This window comes from Streptomyces sp. NPDC031210, assembly GCF_055570395.1.
Window position 1 is genome coordinate 301,686 of record NZ_JBVIHH010000004.1, and the last position, 19,091, is coordinate 320,776.

General features: G+C 73.0%; 19 protein-coding genes. 9 read left to right on the forward strand and 10 right to left on the reverse strand.

Translation table 11 applies throughout. The features are described from left to right. Positions 1 to 146 precede the first annotated feature (146 nt). Positions 147 to 1,310: a threonine ammonia-lyase gene (ilvA, locus tag ACZ45Z_RS10850; RefSeq protein ID WP_468359809.1), complete on the reverse strand. Its 1,164-nt coding sequence runs from the start codon at positions 1,308 to 1,310 to the stop codon at positions 147 to 149. Positions 1,311 to 1,641: 331 nt separating this feature from the next. Here ilvA and ACZ45Z_RS10855 point away from each other — a divergent pair, with 331 nt between their 5' ends. The 3 genes from ACZ45Z_RS10855 to ACZ45Z_RS10865 all read left to right on the forward strand — a co-directional run bounded on the left by ACZ45Z_RS10855 (position 1,642) and on the right by ACZ45Z_RS10865 (position 3,047). Further along, the gene (locus tag ACZ45Z_RS10855) at positions 1,642 to 2,139 is read left to right on the forward strand and encodes a MarR family winged helix-turn-helix transcriptional regulator (protein WP_468359445.1); all 498 of its coding nucleotides are present in this window, start codon (positions 1,642 to 1,644) and stop codon (positions 2,137 to 2,139) included. Between the two features lie 150 nt (positions 2,140 to 2,289). Further along, the gene (locus ACZ45Z_RS10860; RefSeq protein ID WP_468359448.1) at positions 2,290 to 2,799 is read left to right on the forward strand and encodes a sigma factor-like helix-turn-helix DNA-binding protein; all 510 of its coding nucleotides are present in this window, start codon (positions 2,290 to 2,292) and stop codon (positions 2,797 to 2,799) included. Next, the gene (locus tag ACZ45Z_RS10865; protein ID WP_468359451.1) at positions 2,796 to 3,047 is read left to right on the forward strand and encodes a hypothetical protein; all 252 of its coding nucleotides are present in this window, start codon (positions 2,796 to 2,798) and stop codon (positions 3,045 to 3,047) included. The genes ACZ45Z_RS10860 and ACZ45Z_RS10865 overlap by 4 nt, the downstream gene beginning before the upstream one ends. A 234-nt stretch (positions 3,048 to 3,281) precedes the next feature. Here ACZ45Z_RS10865 and ACZ45Z_RS10870 read toward each other — a convergent pair whose 3' ends face one another. Next, positions 3,282 to 4,442 carry a cystathionine gamma-synthase gene (locus tag ACZ45Z_RS10870; protein WP_468359454.1) on the reverse strand — a complete coding sequence of 387 codons (1,161 nt, stop codon included), beginning with the start codon at positions 4,440 to 4,442 and terminating at the stop codon, positions 3,282 to 3,284. Positions 4,443 to 4,610: 168 nt separating this feature from the next. On the opposite strand from ACZ45Z_RS10870, the gene ACZ45Z_RS10875 reads away from it, so the two are divergent. From ACZ45Z_RS10875 to ACZ45Z_RS10885, 3 genes are all read left to right on the forward strand, one after another. Then, the gene (locus ACZ45Z_RS10875) at positions 4,611 to 5,780 is read left to right on the forward strand and encodes a hypothetical protein (RefSeq protein ID WP_468359457.1); all 1,170 of its coding nucleotides are present in this window, start codon (positions 4,611 to 4,613) and stop codon (positions 5,778 to 5,780) included. A gap of 134 nt (positions 5,781 to 5,914) precedes the next feature. Continuing rightward, positions 5,915 to 6,583, forward strand: coding sequence for a peptide-methionine (S)-S-oxide reductase MsrA (msrA, locus tag ACZ45Z_RS10880; RefSeq protein ID WP_468359461.1), 669 nt, complete (start codon positions 5,915 to 5,917; stop codon positions 6,581 to 6,583). Positions 6,584 to 6,652: 69 nt separating this feature from the next. Further along, positions 6,653 to 6,832 (forward strand): DUF7848 domain-containing protein, encoded by a 180-nt coding sequence (locus ACZ45Z_RS10885; RefSeq protein WP_468359811.1) that lies wholly within the window; start codon positions 6,653 to 6,655, stop codon positions 6,830 to 6,832. An 11-nt stretch (positions 6,833 to 6,843) separates the two neighbouring features. Here the strand turns inward: ACZ45Z_RS10885 and ACZ45Z_RS10890 are convergent, their stop codons facing one another. The 3 genes from ACZ45Z_RS10890 to ACZ45Z_RS10900 form a co-directional block, all read right to left on the reverse strand. After that, positions 6,844 to 8,175, reverse strand: coding sequence for a DUF2786 domain-containing protein (locus ACZ45Z_RS10890; protein WP_468359464.1), 1,332 nt, complete (start codon positions 8,173 to 8,175; stop codon positions 6,844 to 6,846). Positions 8,176 to 8,381: 206 nt separating this feature from the next. Further along, a complete protein-coding gene (locus ACZ45Z_RS10895) occupies positions 8,382 to 9,659 on the reverse strand; it encodes a L,D-transpeptidase (RefSeq protein ID WP_468359467.1) in 1,278 nt (425 codons plus the stop codon). Between the two features lie 279 nt (positions 9,660 to 9,938). Then, the gene (locus tag ACZ45Z_RS10900) at positions 9,939 to 10,226 is read right to left on the reverse strand and encodes a hypothetical protein (RefSeq protein WP_468359469.1); all 288 of its coding nucleotides are present in this window, start codon (positions 10,224 to 10,226) and stop codon (positions 9,939 to 9,941) included. Positions 10,227 to 10,385: 159 nt separating this feature from the next. Between ACZ45Z_RS10900 and ACZ45Z_RS10905 the strand changes: the two genes are divergently transcribed. Further along, positions 10,386 to 10,784, forward strand: coding sequence for a hypothetical protein (locus ACZ45Z_RS10905; RefSeq protein ID WP_468359471.1), 399 nt, complete (start codon positions 10,386 to 10,388; stop codon positions 10,782 to 10,784). A 43-nt stretch (positions 10,785 to 10,827) separates the two neighbouring features. Here ACZ45Z_RS10905 and hutH read toward each other — a convergent pair whose 3' ends face one another. From hutH to ACZ45Z_RS10930, 5 genes are all read right to left on the reverse strand, one after another. After that, a complete protein-coding gene (gene hutH, locus ACZ45Z_RS10910; RefSeq protein ID WP_468359474.1) occupies positions 10,828 to 12,372 on the reverse strand; it encodes a histidine ammonia-lyase in 1,545 nt (514 codons plus the stop codon). Positions 12,373 to 12,490: 118 nt separating this feature from the next. Next, positions 12,491 to 13,624 (reverse strand): GGDEF domain-containing protein, encoded by a 1,134-nt coding sequence (locus ACZ45Z_RS10915; protein WP_468359814.1) that lies wholly within the window; start codon positions 13,622 to 13,624, stop codon positions 12,491 to 12,493. Positions 13,625 to 13,839: 215 nt separating this feature from the next. Beyond that, entirely contained in the window at positions 13,840 to 14,628 is a 789-nt protein-coding gene (locus tag ACZ45Z_RS10920; protein ID WP_468359477.1) for an enoyl-CoA hydratase/isomerase family protein, read from the reverse strand. Positions 14,629 to 14,709: 81 nt separating this feature from the next. Further along, positions 14,710 to 15,864, reverse strand: a complete 1,155-nt coding sequence (locus tag ACZ45Z_RS10925; protein WP_468359480.1) for an adenylate/guanylate cyclase domain-containing protein — start codon at positions 15,862 to 15,864, stop codon at positions 14,710 to 14,712. Between the two features lie 193 nt (positions 15,865 to 16,057). Next, complete coding sequence (locus ACZ45Z_RS10930; RefSeq protein WP_468359483.1) at positions 16,058 to 16,966, reverse strand: biotin--[acetyl-CoA-carboxylase] ligase; 909 nt, start codon at positions 16,964 to 16,966, stop codon at positions 16,058 to 16,060. A gap of 131 nt (positions 16,967 to 17,097) precedes the next feature. Between ACZ45Z_RS10930 and ACZ45Z_RS10935 the strand changes: the two genes are divergently transcribed. Together ACZ45Z_RS10935 and ACZ45Z_RS10940 are read left to right on the forward strand one after the other, a co-directional pair. Further along, entirely contained in the window at positions 17,098 to 18,687 is a 1,590-nt protein-coding gene (locus tag ACZ45Z_RS10935; RefSeq protein ID WP_468359486.1) for an acyl-CoA carboxylase subunit beta, read from the forward strand. Between the two features lie 34 nt (positions 18,688 to 18,721). Continuing rightward, positions 18,722 to 18,931 (forward strand): acyl-CoA carboxylase subunit epsilon, encoded by a 210-nt coding sequence (locus ACZ45Z_RS10940; RefSeq protein WP_468359489.1) that lies wholly within the window; start codon positions 18,722 to 18,724, stop codon positions 18,929 to 18,931. The last annotated feature ends 160 nt before the right edge of the window (positions 18,932 to 19,091 follow it).

Below are 19,091 nucleotides of genomic sequence, written 5' to 3' on the forward strand. Positions count from 1 at the left end.
TTAGACGCCGACTCCGGCCACGACGCGGCACACGACTATTGGTACTGCCGTGGGCGGCCCCCCCCCCCCCCCCCCCACCCCCCACCCCCCCCCACCCCCCCCCCCCCCCCCCACGCCCTGCATCCACCACCGACCCCCGGTCGGCCTCACTCCACAACGGGGTATCCCGCCTCCCGCAGCGCCGCCCGCACCTCCGCGCAGTGCCCGGGCCCCTTGGTCTCCAAGTGCAGCTCCACCTCCACCTCGGTCAGCCCCAGACGCGGATCGGTACGCACATGGCCGACATCCAGGACGTTGGCGTCGACGACCGACAGCACCCCCAGCAGCGTCGCCAGCGCCCCCGGCCGGTCCGTCAGCCGCAGCCGCAGCGAGAGGTAGCGGCCGGCGGCGGCCATGCCGTGGCGCAGGATGCGCTGCATCAGCAACGGATCGACGTTGCCGCCGGACAGCACCGCGACGACCGGCCCCTGGAACGACTCCGGGGCGGAGAGCAGGGCGGCCACCGGGCTCGCGCCGGCCGGCTCCACCACCAGCTTCGCCCGTTCCAGGCACAGCAGCAGCGCACTGGAGAGCTCGTCCTCGGAGACCGTACGGATCTCGTCCACCAGCTCGCCGACGATGCCGAACGGCACGTCACCGGGCCGCCCGACCTTGATGCCGTCGGCCATCGTGGTCAGTCCCTCGATCGCCACCGGACGCCCGGCGGCCAGCGACGGCGGATAGCAGGCCGCGCCCGCCGCCTGCACCCCGATGATCCTCACGTCCGGGCGCAGGGACTTGACCGCCAGCGCGATGCCGGCCGCGAGCCCGCCGCCGCCGACCCCGACGACGATGGTGCGCACCTCCGGGCACTGTTCGAGGATCTCCAGGCCGACGGTGCCCTGGCCGGCGATGATGTCGCGGTGGTCGAAGGGGTGGATGAAGACCGCGCCGGTCTCACGCGCGTACTCCTGGGCGGCGGCCAGCGTCTCGTCCACGACCTGGCCGTGCAGCCGCACCTCGGCGCCGTAGTCACGGGTCGCGGCGACCTTCGGCAGCGGGGCGCCGACCGGCATGAACACCGTCGAGCGCACGCCCAGAAGCGACGCCGCCAGCGCCACGCCCTGCGCGTGGTTGCCCGCGCTCGCCGCGACCACTCCCGCCGCCCGTTCCTGCGCCGAGAGGCCGGCGATGCGTACGTAGGCGCCGCGGATCTTGAAGGAGCCGGTGCGCTGAAGGTTCTCGCACTTGAGGTGGACGGGGGCGCCGACCAGGCCGGACAGGTAGCGACTGCCCTCCATGGCGGTGGCCCGGGAGACGCCGGACAGCATCTTGTGCGCCTCGCGCACGTCCTCGACCGTGATCTCAGCGATCGGGTCGGCGGCGGTGCGGCCGGCGGCGCTCGGGGCGTCGGCGGTGTGCCCGGCGGCGGTCGGGCCGGCGGCGGACGCGGATGCGGAGGTCTCGTGCGGCGTACGCGGCGTGTGATCGGCCATGCCGCCAGTCTCGCAGTTCGTCCCCGAGCGGGCCTTTCCGTCCGGATGACGGTCCACGGGCCCCGGGCGGGGCCCCATCGGATCGGGCAGCGCCGGTACGGGCCGCCCCCGGTCCGCGTACTCTGTCCTCCAATCCGTACGCATCCCATGAAGCGAGCACCCGGCCATGCCCACCTCTTCGGACATGACGACCCACACCGACCCCGCTCTTCTCGACGCGCTGCAGCACCAAGTCGCCGTCTTCGCCCGCCGCGCCGAACAGAGCCGGCTCGGCGGCGTCGGCCAGGCCCGCAACTCCATGGACCGCGCCGCCTACCTGCTGCTCAACCGCCTGGACCAGGAAGGTCCGATGGGCGTCAAGGCGCTGGCCGCGGGCATGGGCATCGACTCCTCCACGGTCACCCGGCAGGTCGCCCCGCTGGTCGACTCCGGGCTCGTCAGCCGCGCCACGCACCCCGAGGACGGCCGGGCCGTGGTGCTCCAGCTTTCCGAGCGCGGCCTCTCCCGCCTGGAAGAGGTGCGGGCCTCGCGCCGTGCGCTGATGGCCCTGGTGACGGAGGAATGGTCCGAGGAGGAGCGCGAGTCGTTCTGCACTCTGCTGACCCGTTTCAACAGCTCCCTCGCCACGCTCACCGCCTCTCTGGGACCGTCGAACCCGTCCTAGCGACGAACGGGCCGGCGGCGCACCGAGAAGGCGCGCTTCCCCTCCCGCCGCTGTTCGCCCACTCCCGCACGCCGCGCCCCTTGACCGGGCGGCGGCGCTGCCGTGCCATAGGAGACCATGGGGTGGCCCGTCCGTCAGCCGGGAGGCGCGGTGCGAGAGCGGCGAGGGGTACGGGAGCGGCACGGCGCCCGGGAGTTCGAGGCGTTCGTGGCGGGCGCGGCCGGCCGGTTGCTGCACGCCGCCACCCTGCTGACCGGTGAACCCGCCGCCCGACCGGCCCCGGCCGCCGAGGAGTTGCTGATCGGCGCCCTGGCCCGGACCTACGCCGACTGGGCGCGGCTGCGCGGCGACGACCCCTACGAACGCGCCCGCCAGGAACTGGCCGCGCGTTACGCGCTGACCGCCCGGCGCCACCGCGCCCCGCGCGGCGGCCTCCTGGACCGGCTGTCCCCCCAGGAACGACTGGTGCTCGTCCTACGGCTCCACGAGGGCCTGACCGAGGAGCAGACCGCGGCCCAACTCGGCCTGCCCGCCGAGCGGGTGCGCGCACTGTGCCTGCACGCCGTCGCCGAGATGCGCAGCCGGCGCCCGGAGCGGGCGGCGCCCGGCCGCCCACAGGCGCCGTCCCCGACGGCGTGCCCGGGAGCGGCGGCCCCATGAGTGCCCCGGACCGCAAGGAGACCGAGGTGCGGCGGATGTTGGCGGCCGGACGGCCGTACGTGCCGCCCGACCTGGCCGAACGGGCCGCCGCACGCGGCCGCCGGCTCCTGGCGCGCCGCCGCCTGCTGCGCCGTGCCGGCTCGCTGCTCGCCCTCGTGGCACTGGCCGCCCTGCTGACCTGGGCCGCCGTGGACCCGTCCGGGCTGTTCCCACCGGCCCGCACCACCCCTCCCGTAGAGGGGTGGTGAAGCCGGCCGACGGGACAACGTCGGCCGGACGAAAACTTCGCCCGGTGGCAAATTTCGCCCGGCCCACAACGTCATGCGGTTCGTATCCTCGCCGGGTGGACCGGCGGATCACGGGCCTGCCGACCGCTGGACCAGCGGACCGGCGGACCGATCACGGGATCACGGGCCCGCCGACCGCTGGACCAGCGAAACCGGTTGGCCGGCACAACCGGCGCCGACCAGCCAACCGATCGATCAGCCCAGCGCCTGCGTCAGGTCGGCCAGCAGGTCGTCGACCGCCTCGATGCCCACCGAGAGGCGCACCAGATCGGCGGGGACCTCCAGCGCCGACCCGGCGACCGACGCGTGCGTCATCCGACCCGGGTGCTCGATCAGGGACTCCACGCCGCCCAGCGACTCACCGAGGGTGAACAGCCGTGCCCGGTCGCAGACGTCCACAGCCGCCTGCTCGCCGCCCGCGACCTGGAAGGACACCATGCCGCCGAACGACCGCATCTGCTTGGCGGCGACCTCGTGGCCGGGGTGCTCGGGCAGCCCCGGGTAGAAGACCCGGGTCACCTTCGGGTGCGCGATCAGCAGCTCCGCGACCCGCGCCGCGTTGGCGCTGTGCCGGTCCATGCGCACGGCCAGGGTCTTGATGCCGCGCATCACCAGCCAGGCGTCGAACGGGCCGGCGATCGCGCCCATCGCGTTCTGGTGGTAGGCGAGTTCGTCACCGAGGGTGTCGTCGTTGACGACGAGTGCGCCGCCGACGACGTCCGAGTGGCCGCCCATGTACTTCGTCGTGGAGTAGACCACCACGTCCGCGCCCAGGGCGAGCGGCTGCTGGAGGTAGGGGCTGGCGAAGGTGTTGTCGACGACGAGGCGGGCCCCGGCCTCCCGGGCGATCCCGGCCAGCGCCTCGATGTCGCTGATGCCGAGGAGCGGGTTGCTGGGCGTCTCGACCCAGATCGCCTTCGTACGGGGCCGCAGCGCCGCCCGGACGGCCTGCGGGTCGGAGCTGTCGGCCACCGACCACTCCACGCCCCACCGCTCGACGACCTTCGCGAAGAGACGGAACGTTCCGCCGTAGGCGTCATTCGGGATGACGACGTGATCGCCGGGCGTCAGAAGAGTGCGCAGGAGGCAGTCCTCGGCGGCGAGGCCGGAGGCGAAGGCGAGGCCGCGCCGGCCGCCGTCCAGGGCGGCGAGGTTCTCCTCCAGGGCGGTGCGGGTCGGGTTGGCGCTGCGGCTGTACTCGTAGCCGCCGCGCAGCCCGCCGACGCCGTCCTGCTTGTATGTGGAGACCTGGTAGATGGGCGGCACCACCGCGCCGGTGGCCTGATCGGGCTCCTGGCCCGCGTGGATGGCAAGGGTTTCGAAGTGCTGGTGGCGCTGCTCGCGCTGTTCGCTCATGCCTGCCGAGGGTAGTCGGCCCGCGCAACCGAACTTTCCGGAACTTTCTGGTTCGCTGGATAGTGGATACATACGTGGGACCGCGGCGCGGCCCCACACGTCCGCCCGCCCACGCCCACCTCCTCGTCTTCGCCCGCCGCTCCGCCATCTCCGACCGGGACACACCACATGGACGCTCTGCTCGTTCTCCTCGCCGCCACCGCCCTCGGCGGTCTGGTCTTCCTGCCCTGGATGCGACGCCGACGGGCCGTACAGCAGGGGCAGCGGGGGATGGTGGTGGCCTCCGATCCCATGGCGGGCTACGGCTTCGTGCCGCTCGACGAACTCGACGTACGCCTGCCCGGCCCCGACCGGGAACTCGACGAGGCGCTGGCCGAAATACGCCGTACCCGCGACTGGCGTCCGGCCGCCGAGCTGCTGAAGTCCACCGGCGACGACTGGGAGCGCCGCTGGCAGCGGGTGCAGACGCTGGCCGGGGCCGCCGCGTTCGAGCTGGCCCAGGACGCGGCCGGACAGGAGCCGCACGCCGGTGCGCCGGCGCACGGCGACGGAGTGGCGCGGACCGGCGGGATCTGGCTGCGCACCTGGCGTTCGGAAGCGCCGAAGGACCCCGGTGGCGCCCAGACGCACGCCCAGTTCCTCGTCGTCCAAGCGTTGCGCGACCCCGGCTCGCAGGACTTCCGCATGATCCTTGAGGAGGCGCGTACGGTCTGCCGGGAGGCGGCGCTGCTGGCACCCGGCAGCCCCGTTCCGTACCTCACCGAGCTCGCCGTCGCCCGTGGGCTGGGCGATCGCCGCGCCGACTACGAGGCGCTGTGGGCCAAGGTCGTCCAGCGCGCGCCGCACCACATGGGCGCGCATCTCGCCGCGCTCCCCTACTGGTCGGAGAAGTGGCACGGCTCCCGCGAGGAGGCCGAGGCGTTCGCCGGGCGGGCGGCGGCCGGGGCGCCGGAGAAGAGCCTGCTGCCGGCCCTTCCGCTGTTCGCGGTGTACGAGCATCTGCCCGAGGCCAACATGGTCCGCAGCCTCTACCAGAGCGCGGTCGTCGAGCGCGCCATCGAGGGCGCCCACTACGCCCTGCGCCAGGCGCCCGCCGACCATCCGGTGGCGCCGCACGTCCGTCACCTGCTCGTCTGGTTCCTGGTCCGCGCCGAGCGGTACGCCGAGGCGATGGAACAGCTCCGCCTGGTCGACGGCCACGTGGGCGCCGTCCCGTGGTCGTACGGCCGCAGCCCGGCCGCCGAGTACGCCGCGTACCGCGCCCTGGCCATCGCCGGCTGGGAACAGATGGGCGGCACCTCGGCCACCTTCCCGCCACCACCGGGCCACGCCTTCTAGGGGACGGCAGGGCAGCCCCACCGGCCCGACGCCCGCGAGGCCCACCCGCCTCCGCCCCCGGAATGCCCACCGGCCCCCACGCGTTCCCCGAAAGCCGCCCAGCCGCCTCTCCTCTCCTCTGGAGCCTGATCCCGATGCTGTTCTCCCGCTTCAAGACCCACCTCCCCACCCCCGAGGAAGCGCTGAAGGGCCGCCCCGAACGGGACTTCACCGTCCCCGAGCGGCACACCGTCCTCGGCAACCCGCTGCTCGGCCCGTACCCCGAGGGCCTGGAGACCGCCGACTTCGGCCTGGGCTGCTTCTGGGGCGCCGAGCGCAAGTTCTGGCAGGCCGAAGGCGTCTGGACCACCCTCGTCGGCTACCAGGGCGGCCACACCCCCAACCCCACCTACGAAGAGGTCTGCAGCGGCCACACGGGCCACACCGAGGCCGTCCGCGTCGTCTTCGACCCCGCCGTCATCCCGTACACCGCCCTGCTCAAGCTCTTCTGGGAATCCCACGACCCCACCCAGGGCTTCCGCCAGGGCAACGACGTGGGCACGCAGTACCGCTCCGCGATCTACACCCACTCCCCCGCCCAACAGCAGGCCGCCGAAGCCTCCCGCGACGCCTACCGCACCGTCCTCCAGAACTCCGGCTTCTCCGACATCACCACCGAAATCCTCCCCGCCACCCCCTCCCGCCCCTTCTACCCGGCCGAGGGCTACCACCAGCAGTACCTCGACAAGAACCCGTCCGGATACTGCGGGATCGGGGGAACGGGCGTCAGTTGCCCGGTAGGCGTGGCTCCGGCCGGAGACTGACTTCGGCTGTTGGGCTCAGGAGCGCTTGGATCGTCGCGGGCGTGCTTGCCTGAGCGCCGGCCACAGTGCGTGGACGTCTTCCCCTACCGAGTCGGCCGGGACATCGACTTCAGGTGGTCGCACGTACAACTGCGGCCGCCCCAACGCGGGATCGAATCGCATACCGGCCAACGCCCCTCGCACCGCGGGTACCGCGAGACCGTCACACGCTTCTGGCGCGTGACACCACCGGACGGTGAGTGCCTGTGAGACGCCGGTTCTCAGGTGGCGCTGTCTTTGAGGTGGGCTTGGTTGGCGGCTGTGGTGCCCTGGTGCCAGGCGTCGGGGTCGTGGATGCCGCGTAGGCGGACCGGGGTGGTGTGGGGGAAGAGGGATTCGGTGGTTTCTTCCACGGCGAGGGCTCGGGCGGCCAGGACCGGGAGGAGGTCGGGGGCCGTGGTGGGGGATTCGGCGGTGGCCGCGTCGGTGGCGGCGGCGGTGGCCGCTGAGAGGCGGTCGCGGATGCGGTCGGCGTAGGCGACGAGGAAGGTCTGGCGGAAGTCGCGGGTGCGGCGGGAGCGGCCGCGGGCGTGGTGGGCGTCGGCGGCGCGGTTCATCGCGGCGGTGGCCTGGAGGAGCAGCGAGGTGTAGAGCAGTTCGGCCGCCTCCAGGTCGGGGGCGAAGCCGATGACGGTGGAGAAGCCGACGTCGGCGGCCCAGACGGCCTGGCAGCGGTTGGCGGCGGCGACCGCGTCCAGCAGCAGGGCCTTGGCCTGCTCATAGGGGCCCTCGATGCCGATACGGACCGCCGACGGGCCGCCCGCCCGGCCGCCGTGCGCGCCGCCCGCGCCGGCGAGGATCGCCTCGTCGATGCTGTGCCGGGCCATCAGTTCCTGCGCCTTGGCGGACAGCGCCTCCGCCTCCTCCGGGAAATCGGTGGCCTCCGCCTTGGCGAGCAGGCCGCGGATACGTCCGAGGGCGCGGGAGGCGGCCGCGTCGTGCGGGTGGGCGGCGGACGCGGGGTCAGGGGTCGGCAGCGGGGTGACGCGGGGCAGCCGGGCGAGGATGCGCAGGGCCGCCAGGACGTCGTAGGCGGTCTCGAAGCGGGTGGTTCTACGGCGGCGGGCGAGCGCGTCGAGGTAGGCGCGGTCGTTCTCCCACCACACGTCGGCGCCCAGGCTCCGCAGTTGGTCGCGCCAGCGGGCGTCACGCGGCGGGTGATGGGAAGAGGAGGCGGACGAGGATGCCCTGGCTGTGGCCGTCCTCGCCGGTGTCCGGGCTGCCTCCGCCGCGACGGCGTCGAGGATCAGTGCCACGAGCGTCGCGTCGGGCGCGTCGCGCCGGACGATCCGCTCCAGGTCGGCGGGGTGCCAGCCGCCCGCCCAGCACTGCCGTACGCCCTCGGCGGCCGCCGCGACGACCGCGGCGCTCACCGCTTCCCAGCCCTCCGGTGCGGCGGCCAGACGCGAGGCGCCGGCCTCTATGGCGTCCTCGGCCGGTGCGCCGTCCGCCGCGTAGCGAACGCTGCCGAGCACGCTCCCGACCAGCTCGTCGGCGGCCGGCGGCCCGCCCCGGTCTTTTCCGCTCTCGCGTCCACGCACCCGTTCACTCACCCGTTCACTGTACGGAGGCCGGGCGGGGCGGACGCCGCGGAGACCGCGGGCGCCGCCCCTTACGCGGGCGCACGACTACGCCCGGCCCGCCGGATTCGGCGTACCGGGCGTCGTCGTGTCAGTCGTCATGTCACCGGCGAGCGTCCTACCGGCCGTCCGGGGCGTCTACCGGCCGTCCGGGGCGCCCCCACCGGTCGGCCGCGGCATCACCGCAGCGCGCTGCCGGCGACCCACTGCGACCAGTCCATGTTCCAGCCGTTGAGGCCGTTGTCCGGCTTGACCGTCTTGTCGGGGGAATTGATCACGTGGACGATGTCGCCGATCTGGGAGTGGTCGAAGAACCAGGCGCCGTCCGTGCCGGGGTCATCCGCGCCCTTGGTGTCCTCCATGCCGATGCAGCCGTGGCTGGTGTTGGCCTTGCCGAAGATGCCCTTGCCCCAGTAGTTGCCGTGGATGAAGGTCCCGGAGGTCGACAGGCGCATGGCGTGCGGCACGTCGTGGATGTCGTACTCGCCCTTGCCGTCGTTGTTCGTGAAGCCGACCGTCGAGCCGTCCATCCGGGTCTGCTTGAACTTCTCGGAGATGACCATCTCGCCGTTGTAGGTCGGGTTCTCCTCGCCGCCGGCCGAGATCGGGATGGTCTTGAGCGTCTCGCCGTCGCGGACCACGGTCATCTGGTGGGTCTTGGCGTCGACGGTGCTGACCTGGGAGTGCCCGACGTTGAAGCTGACGGTCTTGTTCTGTATGCCCTTGACGCCGGGCGCGGCCTCGACGCCGTCGAGCGCGAGCTTCATGGTGACCTTGGAATTCGCCTTCCAGTGCTCCTGGGGGCGGAAGTCGAGGCGCTTGTCGTCGAACCAGTGGCCGACGACCTGCTGGTTACTGCTCGCGGCGACCTTGATCGCGGACTCGACGGCCTTCTTGTCGGTCACCGGCTTGTCGAAGTTGACGGACACCGGCATGCCGACGCCGACGGTCGAGCCGTCCTCCGGCGTGAAGTTGCCTATGAAGCTGTTCGCGGGCGAGACGGTGGTGAAGGTGGAGTTCTCCACCGCCTTGCGGCCCTCGCTGTCCGCCGCGTGCGCGCTGACCTTGTACTGCGTCGAGCGGTGCAGCGCCCCCGCGGGCTTCCAGGAGGTGCCGTCGGCGGACAGGGTGCCCTCGACGGCCTGGCCGGACTCGACGGCGGTCATCGTGACGTCGGTGAGTTTGCCGCCGGTGACGGTGACCTTGGCGTCCTTGTTGATGCCGGCGTTGGCCGCGCCGTCCTTGGGGGCGATCCTTATCTTGGCGTCCGAGGCGTCCTTGGCGGCCGCCTCGTCGACCTGCTGGGAGGTCTCGTGCCCGGCGTGCCCGGCGTGCCCGGCCTTGCCGCCGCTCTCGCCGCCGCCGTCACCGCCGCCGCCGCACGCCGCGAGCGTGAGTACGCCCCCGAGCAGCGCGGCAGTGGCTATGAGGCCAGTGCGGCGCTTGCTGTCCGTCATCACACGCATCTCCATTGCTACCGATTCCCAACATCCCCGAGTCGACGACTGGACGCTGGCATTCCGGCCGACGCCTTATGAACGTCTGTTCCTTTTCGCCCGTTCCATGCCGGGGAGAAGTGTGGGAAAGGCCACGTATGGGTCACGTGCGGGGGCGGCGGACGACGGGCAGCCGCACGGGGACCGGTGACACGCCGGACACCGGGGCGCCAGGCACTGACAGGCCGGACACCGGCACGCCGGACACCGACGCGCCGGGCACCCCTATCCGCGCGCCGGTCAGCCGTCGTCCTCCGAGTCGTCCGCCAGATCCCACTCCGCCGCCTCCCACTCGGCGTCGGGGTCGTAGTCGGTCATCTCCTCGCTGCTCCAACTCGCCTGCGCCAGTTCGACGCCCGGCACGCTGGTGACGAGGTCGAAGGGGTCGATCAGGTGGGCCAGCGCCTCCGCCGGGTCCTCCTTGACCGCCTCCAGGGACTGGCGGCGGTCCTCGTCGGGGAGGGAGGGGTCGCCGCCGAGGTGGTCGAGGGCGGCGCCGGTCAGCTCGCCGGGGTCGGTGATCTCCATGACGAGTTCCACATGAAGACGCACAAAACGTGATGTCTCACCATTGCTCATGCCATGGAGCGTAGGCATCCGAGCGTCCTGACTTCCCCGCGACCCGCGGCGGTCACTAACATCGGCGGTCAACGGCCAATTCGCCGAACCCACAAGGGGGATCGCTCCGTGACCGCACAGCGACCGCTGCTGACCGCCGCTGCCGCGGGATCGGTGCTGCTCGCGCTGTGGTTCGTACCCTCCGCCAACGCGCTCGTGGGCGGCGACGGAGCGACCGCCGCCGCCCTGCGGCAGGCCGGCGCGGCGGCCTCCACCGAACCGGACGGGCCGGGTCCGGCGGACACCGGAGCGGGACCGGCGGACGGCACCGGAACGCGTGATTCCGGCGTCCGCTCCACCACCTCGCGGCCCGACGGCACGGACGCGGCCACCGCCCCGCAGACCTTCCTCGCCGACACCGGCAGCCCGGACACGACGCCGTACGTCATCGGCGGCGCCGCCTGCCTGGCCCTCGGCGCCGGCCTGGTCAGCTACTCCGTCCGCCGCACCCGCGAAGCGAGCGCCTGAGGGCCATGGCCTGGGCGCCGGGCCGACGGGGCCCGGGCCCGGCCTAGGCCAGCTCGCCGGTCACCGACTCCACGGCCTCGACGAGGTTGCCCGCCCGGACGAACGCGTACGCGCCCTCCAGGTCCGGCGCGAGGAAGCGGTCCCCGCCCGGCCCCTCGACGCCCGTGGCCCGCAGGGCCTCGATGACCGCGCGGGTGGCGGGCGCCGGCGTCAGGCCCTCGCGCATCTCGACGGCGCGGGTGGCCGCGTACAGCTCGACGGCGATGATCCGGGTCAGGTTGTCGATCGCGGTACGCAGCTTGCGCGCCGCGGACCAGCCCATCGAGACGTGGTCCTCCTGCATCGCGGAGGACGGGATGGAGTCCACCGACGCGGGCGCCGCCAGCCGCTTCATCTCGCTGACCAGCGCGGCCTGCGTGTACTGGGCGATCATCAGCCCGGAGTCGACGCCCGGGTCCCCGGCCAGGAAGGCGGGCAGCCCGTGCGAGCGGTTCTTGTCCAGGAGGCGGTCGGTACGGCGCTCCGCGATCGAACCGAGGTCGGCGGCGGCGACGGCGAGGAAGTCCAGGACGTAGGCGACCGGCGCGCCGTGGAAGTTGCCGTTGGACTCCACGCGGCCGTCGGGCAGCACCACGGGGTTGTCGACGGCGGCGGCCAGCTCGCGGTCGGCGACCAGGCGGGCGTGGTCGAGGGTGTCCCGGCCGGCGCCCGCGACCTGGGGGGCGCAGCGGATGGAGTAGGCGTCCTGGACGCGCGGCGCGTCGTCCTGGTGGTGGCCGGTGAAGCCCGAACCGGCCAGCACCTTGAGCATGTTGGCGGCCGACGCGGCCTGGCCGGGGTGCGGGCGGATGGCGTGCAGCTCGGGCGCGAGGACCTTGTCCGTGCCGAGCAGCGCCTCCAGGGAGAGCGCGGCGGTGATGTCCGCGGAGGTGAACAGCCGGGCGAGGTCGGCGCAGGCCATCACGAGCATGCCGAGCATGCCGTCGGTGCCGTTGAGGAGGGCCAGGCCCTCCTTCTCGCGCAGTTCGACGGGGGCGATGCCGTGGGCGGCGAGCAGTTCGCCGGCCGGCCGTACGACGCCGTCGGGGCCCTCGGCGTCGCCCTCGCCCATCAGGGCCAGCGCGCAGTGCGAGAGCGGCGCGAGGTCGCCGGAGCAGCCGAGGGAGCCGTACTCGTGGACGACGGGGGTGATGCCGGCGTTGAGGAGGGCGGCCATGGTCTCGACGACGAGGGGGCGGACGCCGGTGCGGCCGGAGGCCAGGGTCTTCAGGCGCAGGAACATCAGCGCGCGGACGACCTCGCGTTCGACGCGCGGTCCCATGCCGGCCGCGTGCGAGCGCACGATGTTGCGCTGGAGCTGGGCGCGCAGCTCGGGGCTGATGTGGCGTACGGCCAGCGCGCCGAAGCCGGTGGAGACGCCGTACACGGGGTCCGGTTTGGCGGCGAGGTCGTCGATGAAGGCGCGGGCGGTGGCGACGGCCGCGAGGGCTTCCTCGGACAGCTCGATCCGGGCCGTGCCGCGGGCGACCGCGATGACGTCCTGTGCGCGTGTGCCGGACGTCCCCAGCACCACAGTGTGCATATCCATATTCAGGCACCCTAGAGACTGAATCGCCGGATGTCACCACCGGATTCCGCGGCGACCCCTTACCCGCCCCGCGACCTGCGAAGCAGCGCTCCCGGACGGGATCCGCACGGCGAACCCCTCACCTCCTGAACCGCCGGCGCTCCGGCCCGCCGGACGGCTCCGGCGTGTCCGCCAACCGTACGACCGGGTCGTCCGGGCCGCCGTTCCGCCCGGCGACCACCGGCTCGCCCGCCCGCGCCGCCTTGGCGCGGTACTGCGCGGCGTCCGCCAGCCGGAACAGCCGGCGGGCGGTGTAGACCGGCCCGATGGGGTCGCCGGTCGAGGCGACGCCCACCGCGACGCCCTCGCCGAGGTCCAGCTCCCCGGCCCGCTCACACAGTTCGCCCGCCACCTTCACCACCTCGTCCGACGGCGGGCCGATCGCCAGCAGGCAGAACTCGTCCCCACCGAGGCGCGCGGCGAGGGTGCCGGGCAGGATCGCGCCGCACAGGGACAGCACCGAGCCGAATCGTTCCAGCAGGCGGTCCCCGACCGCGTGGCCCCGCGAGTCGTTCACCCGCTTCAGCCCGTTCAGATCGCACACCACGAGGCTCACCACCACCGCGTCGCGCCGGTGCAGCTCCAGCGCCTCGTCCAGCCGCATGTCGACCGCGCGGCGGTTGGCCAGCCCGGTCAGCGCGTCGGTGAAGGCGAGCCGGCGCGCCTCGGCCAGCCGCTCCGTCTGCGCGATCCCGGCGGCCGTCACCGCGGCCAGCACCGTCGCGAAGTCGGCGTCGGCCCGGCCGAAGACCGGCTCGCCGATACGCCGCGCGACATACAGCTCACCCCAGGCGCGGCCGTGCAGCACGATCGGCGCGACGACACAGCAGCCGCGGCCCCGGCGGCGCAGCCCCGCCACCCGCTGGTGGTTGTAGAAGCCGCTCGGGGCCGCGCTGCCCCGGCGGCCCACCGCGCTCCGGGCCGCCGCCACGCGCGGCCCGTCCGCCGTCTCGACCCAGGCGTTGGGCTCGCCGCCGCCGGCCCACCGCTCGTGCAGGAACCCGACGATCTCCGGGAACTCGTACACCGGATACGCCTCGTCCTCGGGGAACTCCTCCTCCCCCGCGGCCAGTTCGCCGACATTGACCAGAACCCGCAGCTTCCCCAGCTCACGCTCCCATTTGGAGATCGCCGCGAAGGAACCGCCCAGGGCCTGACGCACCCCCTGGGCCGCGGCGTGCGCCGATTCGCGCGGCGTGTGGGCGGCCGCCATCGCCTGTGCCAGCTCCACCACGGCCCGCAGCCTCGCATCGCCCTCGCCCGTCACCGGACCCTCACATTCCGTCACCGTGAGCACACCCTGTACTACAGCGTAGGAATGTTTAACCCGATTCGCCCCTTGCGGAGCGCATCCACACCCGGGCGTCATCCTGACAACCGGCGCCGCCCACACCCCGCCTCACACCGAAGGGGCCATCCGGCCCTGCCTCACACCCCGGGCCAGTCCGGTTCCCGCTTCTCGTTGAACGCCGCCACGCCCTCCGCCCGATCCCCGGAGAACGCCACACTGCGCCACGCGCCGTCCTCCAGCTCCAACCCCGCCCGCAGATCCAGCCCGTGGCCGAGCCGCATGGCGCGCTTGGCCGCCCGCAGGCCCACCGGCGAGTTACGGGCGATCCGCGCCGCCAGCTCCAACGCCCGGGACCGGTCCTCGCCGTCCGCCACCAACTCGTCGACGAGCCCCAGCCCGGCCGCCTCCGCCGCCGGCACCCGCCGCGCGGTGAACACCAGCTCCGCCGCCCTGGCCGCGCCCACCCTGCGGGGCAGCAACTGGGTCCCGCCACCGCCGGGGATGACGCCCACCGACACCTCCGGCAGCCCGACCACCGCCGTACCGTCCGCGACGATCAGATCGCAGGCCAGCGCCAGCTCGAAACCGCCGCCCAGCGCGAAGCCGTGCACGGCCGCGATGGTCGGCATCGGCAGCTCCAGGACGCCCGTGTAGGCGGCGCGGGTGTGCGGGCGCTGGCGCATCAGGTCGGCGTCGGTGAAGGAATTGCGCTCCTTGAGGTCGGCGCCCACGCAGAACGCCCGCTCGTGCGTGGAGCTGAGCACCACGGCCCGCACCGATCCGTCCGCCGCCAGCTCGGCGCACGCCCGCGCCAGGGCGTCGGCCATCTCCGTCGACACCGCGTTCATCGCCTTCGGACGGTCCATGACCAGTTCCGCCACGAAGCCGTGGCGGTCCACGCCGACCCATTCCCCGAACCGTTGCATACAGCCCTCCCGGTTAACGACCGTTGACCTACCTCGACCGGGATCATTCCAGGTGCCCGCCCGCGACGACAGGGCGGTACGTCAGCCGCGGCGGCTGAGCAGCCACGGCTCCACGACGCCGAGGCCACGCACCGGGCGCTGCCACATCGGCTGCAACGCGAAACGGTACGACGGCGGGGCGGTGCCGGTGCCCTCCCGGGCGGCCTTCTCCGCGGCCGCCGCCTCCGCCTCCGAAACCGGCGCGTCGCCCGTACGGCCCAGCTCCTCCGCGAACGCCTCGTCCACCAGCACCGTGTCCTTCGGCGCTATCGACGTCAGCCGGCTCGCCAGATTCACGGTCGTCCCGAACACGTCGCCCATCCGGGTCGTGACCGTCCCGAACGCGATACCGACGCGCAGCTCCGGCATCGTCTCGTCGTGCGTCATCGTCTCGATCAGCCGCAGCCCGATCTCCGCCGCGATGCCGGCGTCGTCCGCCGCGAACAGCACCTCGTCGCCCAGCGTCTTGATGAGCCGGCCGCCGTGCGCCGCCACCAGGTCGGCGGCCGTGGTCTCGAACGCCTCGACCAGCTCGCCGAGCTCCTCTTCCTCCAGGCGGCGGGTCAGACGGGTGAACCCGACCAGGTCCGCGAAGCCGACGGCCAGGCGCCGGTCGACCATCTCGTCGTCGTCCTGCGCCTGCACGACCCGGCCGGTGGCCGCGGCGAGCTGCCGCCGCCAGACGTAGACGAGGAACTCCTCCAGCTCCGGCAGCAGCAGCTCGATCAGCGGGTACGTGATCTCCGTACGCGTCAGGCCCGAGTCCTGGGGCTCCGTCAGCCCCTCCAGGAACGAGTCGATCTGCCAGTCGGCGAGCCGGGCGGTGGTCTGGCCGGTGGAACGGGCGACCTGCACGGCCATCGCCTCGCTCAGCAGCCCCGCCTCCACCAGACCCGCCAGCCGCCGCAGCGCCAGCACGTCCGCCTCGGTGAGCGCCTTGACCTGGCCGATGTCGGCGAAGCCCATGGCGCGCCAGAAGCGGCCCGCGAGGTCCATGGAGACGCCGGCGCTGCGGGCCGCCTGGAACGGCGTGTAGCGGCGGTCGGCGCCGAGGATGAGCTGTTCGAGGCGGATCGCGATGCTGTCGTCGCCCTCGTCGGCGGCCCGCGCGGGGTCACCTGTGGTGGGGACGTCGCCGGCGGCGCCGTCCCCGGCGTCCGCGTCGCGCGGGGTGTCGCCCGAGTCGTCGGCGGTCACCGGCCGCTCCCTGTCCGATCCCTGCGCACTGCCCTTCCGATCACTGCTCGCCCGAGGCCCGCTCCCTGGCGGACCGCCTCAACGATACGGCAGGTGTGCTCTGGCTCACTCTCACATGCCACGGAAGTCCTGGCGGGGCCGGGCCGACACCGGCGACCGCACACCGAACAACCCCCACACGCCAGGCCCCCGCCTAGTCCGCCCCCCGCAGATGCACGATGTCCCCCGCCCCCACCGCCCGCCGTCCGCCCCCCTCCTCGGACACGACCAGGCGGCCGTCGCCGTCGATGGCCACCGCCTCGCCGACGAGGGCCGTCTCGCCGGGGAGTTCGGCGCGTACGCGGCGCCCGAGCGTGGCGCAGCCCGCCGCGTACGCCTCCTGGAGGCGGCTGGCCACCGGGTCGCCGTCCGCCGCCTGCCACTCGCCGTACCAGCGCTCCAGCGACCGCAGGACGGCCCGCAGCAGCGTGTCGCGGTCGGTGTTGCGGGCGCCGGCCAACGCGAGGGAGCCCGCCGCCGGGACGGGCAGCTCGTCGGCACGCAGCGTGACGTTGAGGCCGATGCCGATGACGACGCCGTCCCCGGCCCGCTCGGCGAGGATGCCGCCGGCCTTCCGCTCCGCGCCGTCGACCGTGACGAGGAGGTCGTTGGGCCACTTGAGTGCCGTGTCGAGGCCCGCCGCCTGAGTGATCGCCGCGGCCGTGGCGACGCCGGCGAGCAGCGGCAGCCAGCCCCAGCGCGCGACGGGCACGCGGGGGGTGAGGTGGACGGAGAAGAAGAGCCCGGAGCGCGGGGGCGCCGACCAGCGGCGATCGAGGCGGCCGCGGCCGGCGGTCTGTTCCTCGGCGACGAGCACGGCGCCCTCGGCCGCGCCCGCCGCGGCCCGCGCCGCGAGGTCGGTGTTGGTGGAGCCGGTGGAGGCGACCACGTCGAGGGCGGTCCACAGCGTCCCGGGACGCAGGATGGCCCGGCGCAGCGCGGCGGTGTCGAGCGGCGGCCGGTCAAGATCGGTCCAGCGGCCGGCGCCGGCCGGTGCGGGCGGTCCGTCCGGGCCCGTGGGGCGGCCGTCTTTGTCCCGGTTTTCCGGTGGTTGAGGCGTCATGGGACCAGCCTAGGTGTGGTCAACGACGCAGTGCCGCAGAGCAGTCCCGCCGATACGCTACGAAGCGGTAGCCAACCCGTACCACCCTCAGTACGAGCACCAGTCCAAGGACGAGCAGGAGCCGCATCCCGATGTCCGAGCCGGAAGCAAACATCCACACCACCGCGGGCAAATTGGCGGATCTGCAGCGGCGGATCGATGAAGCCACTCATGCCGGTTCCGCCCGTGCGGTGGAAAAGCAGCATGCGAAAGGGAAGCTGACGGCGCGTGAGCGCATCGATCTGCTCCTGGACGAGGGCTCGTTCGTCGAGCTGGACGAGTTCGCCCGGCACCGGTCGACGAACTTCGGGATCGAGAAGAACCGCCCGTACGGCGACGGCGTCGTGACCGGTTACGGCACCGTCGACGGTCGCCCGGTGTGCGTGTACTCGCAGGATTTCACCATTTTCGGCGGGTCGCTGGGCGAGGTCTACGGCGAGAAAATCGTGAAGGTGATGGACTTCGCGCTGAAGAACGGCTGCCCGGTCGTCGGCATCAACGACGGCGGTGGCGCGCGCATCCAGGAGGGTGTCGTCGCGCTGGGGCTGTTCGCCGAGATCTTCCGGCGCAATGTGCACGCCTCGGGTGTCGTGCCGCAGATTTCGCTGATCGTCGGCCCGTGTGCGGGCGGCGCGGTGTACTCCCCGGCGATCACCGACTTCACCGTGATGGTGGACCAGACCTCGCACATGTTCATCACGGGCCCGGACGTCATCAAGACGGTCACCGGCGAGGACGTGGGCTTCGAGGAGCTGGGCGGCGCCCGGACGCACAACACCACCTCCGGTGTGGCGCACCACATGGCGGGTGACGAGAAGGACGCCATCGAGTACGTCAAGGGTCTGCTGTCGTACCTGCCGTCCAACAATCTCTCCGAGCCGCCGGCCTTCCCCGAGGAGGCCGATCTGGAGACGTCGGACACCGATCGCGAGCTGGACACGCTGATCCCGGATTCGGCGAATCAGCCCTACGACATGCACACCGCCATCGAGCATGTGCTGGACGACAACGAGTTCCTGGAGACGCAGGCGCTGTTCGCCCCGAACATCCTGACCGGTTTCGGGCGGGTCGAGGGCCATTCGGTGGGCATCGTCGCCAACCAGCCGATGCAGTTCGCCGGGTGCCTGGACATCAACGCGAGCGAGAAGGCCGCGCGGTTCGTGCGGACGTGCGACGCGTACAACATTCCGGTGCTGACGTTCGTGGACGTGCCGGGCTTCCTGCCGGGGACGGACCAGGAGTACGACGGGATCATCCGGCGCGGCGCGAAGCTGATCTACGCGTACGCCGAGGCGACCGTTCCGCTGATCACGGTGATCACCCGTAAGGCGTTCGGTGGCGCGTACGACGTCATGGGCTCCAAGCACCTGGGCGCCGACCTCAATCTCGCGTGGCCGACCGCGCAGATCGCGGTGATGGGCGCGCAGGGCGCGGTCAACATCCTGCACCGCCGTACGCTCGCGGCGATCGAGGACCCGGCGGCGCAGGACAGCCGGCGTCAGGAGCTGATCCGGGAGTACGAGGACACGCTGCTGAACCCGTACGTGGCGGCGGAGCGCGGCTACGTCGACGCGGTGATCATGCCGTCGGAGACCCGTCGGCACATCGTCCGGGGGCTGCGCACGCTGCGGAACAAGCGTGAGGCGCTGCCGCCGAAGAAGCACGGCAACATCCCGCTGTGATCCGGCCGTACCCGGCCAAGGAGGCCCGTTACCGATGATCAAGGTTGTACGGGGCAACCCGACCCCAGAGGAGCTGGCCGCCGCACTCGCGGTGGTCCAGGCCCGCGCGGCGGCGGCCGCCGCCGTCGCGCCGGGCGGACCCGCCCGTGGGAACGAGTGGTCGGATCCGGCGTCCACCATTCCGGCGCGCCGGGTCCCGCACCCGGGCCCGCGCGCGTGGCGGACGAGCTTCTGGCCGCACTGAGGGCGGCCCAAGGGCGGCGCCGCCGCTCCCGGGCAGATGAGTGCATGCTGCATTGACTAGTCCGTTCGCGCCGTGGGGGGGGGGGGGGGGGGGGGGGGGGGGGGGGGGGGAGGGGGGGGGGGGGGGGGGGGGGGGGGGGGGGGGGTAGAAGCTGTACGCA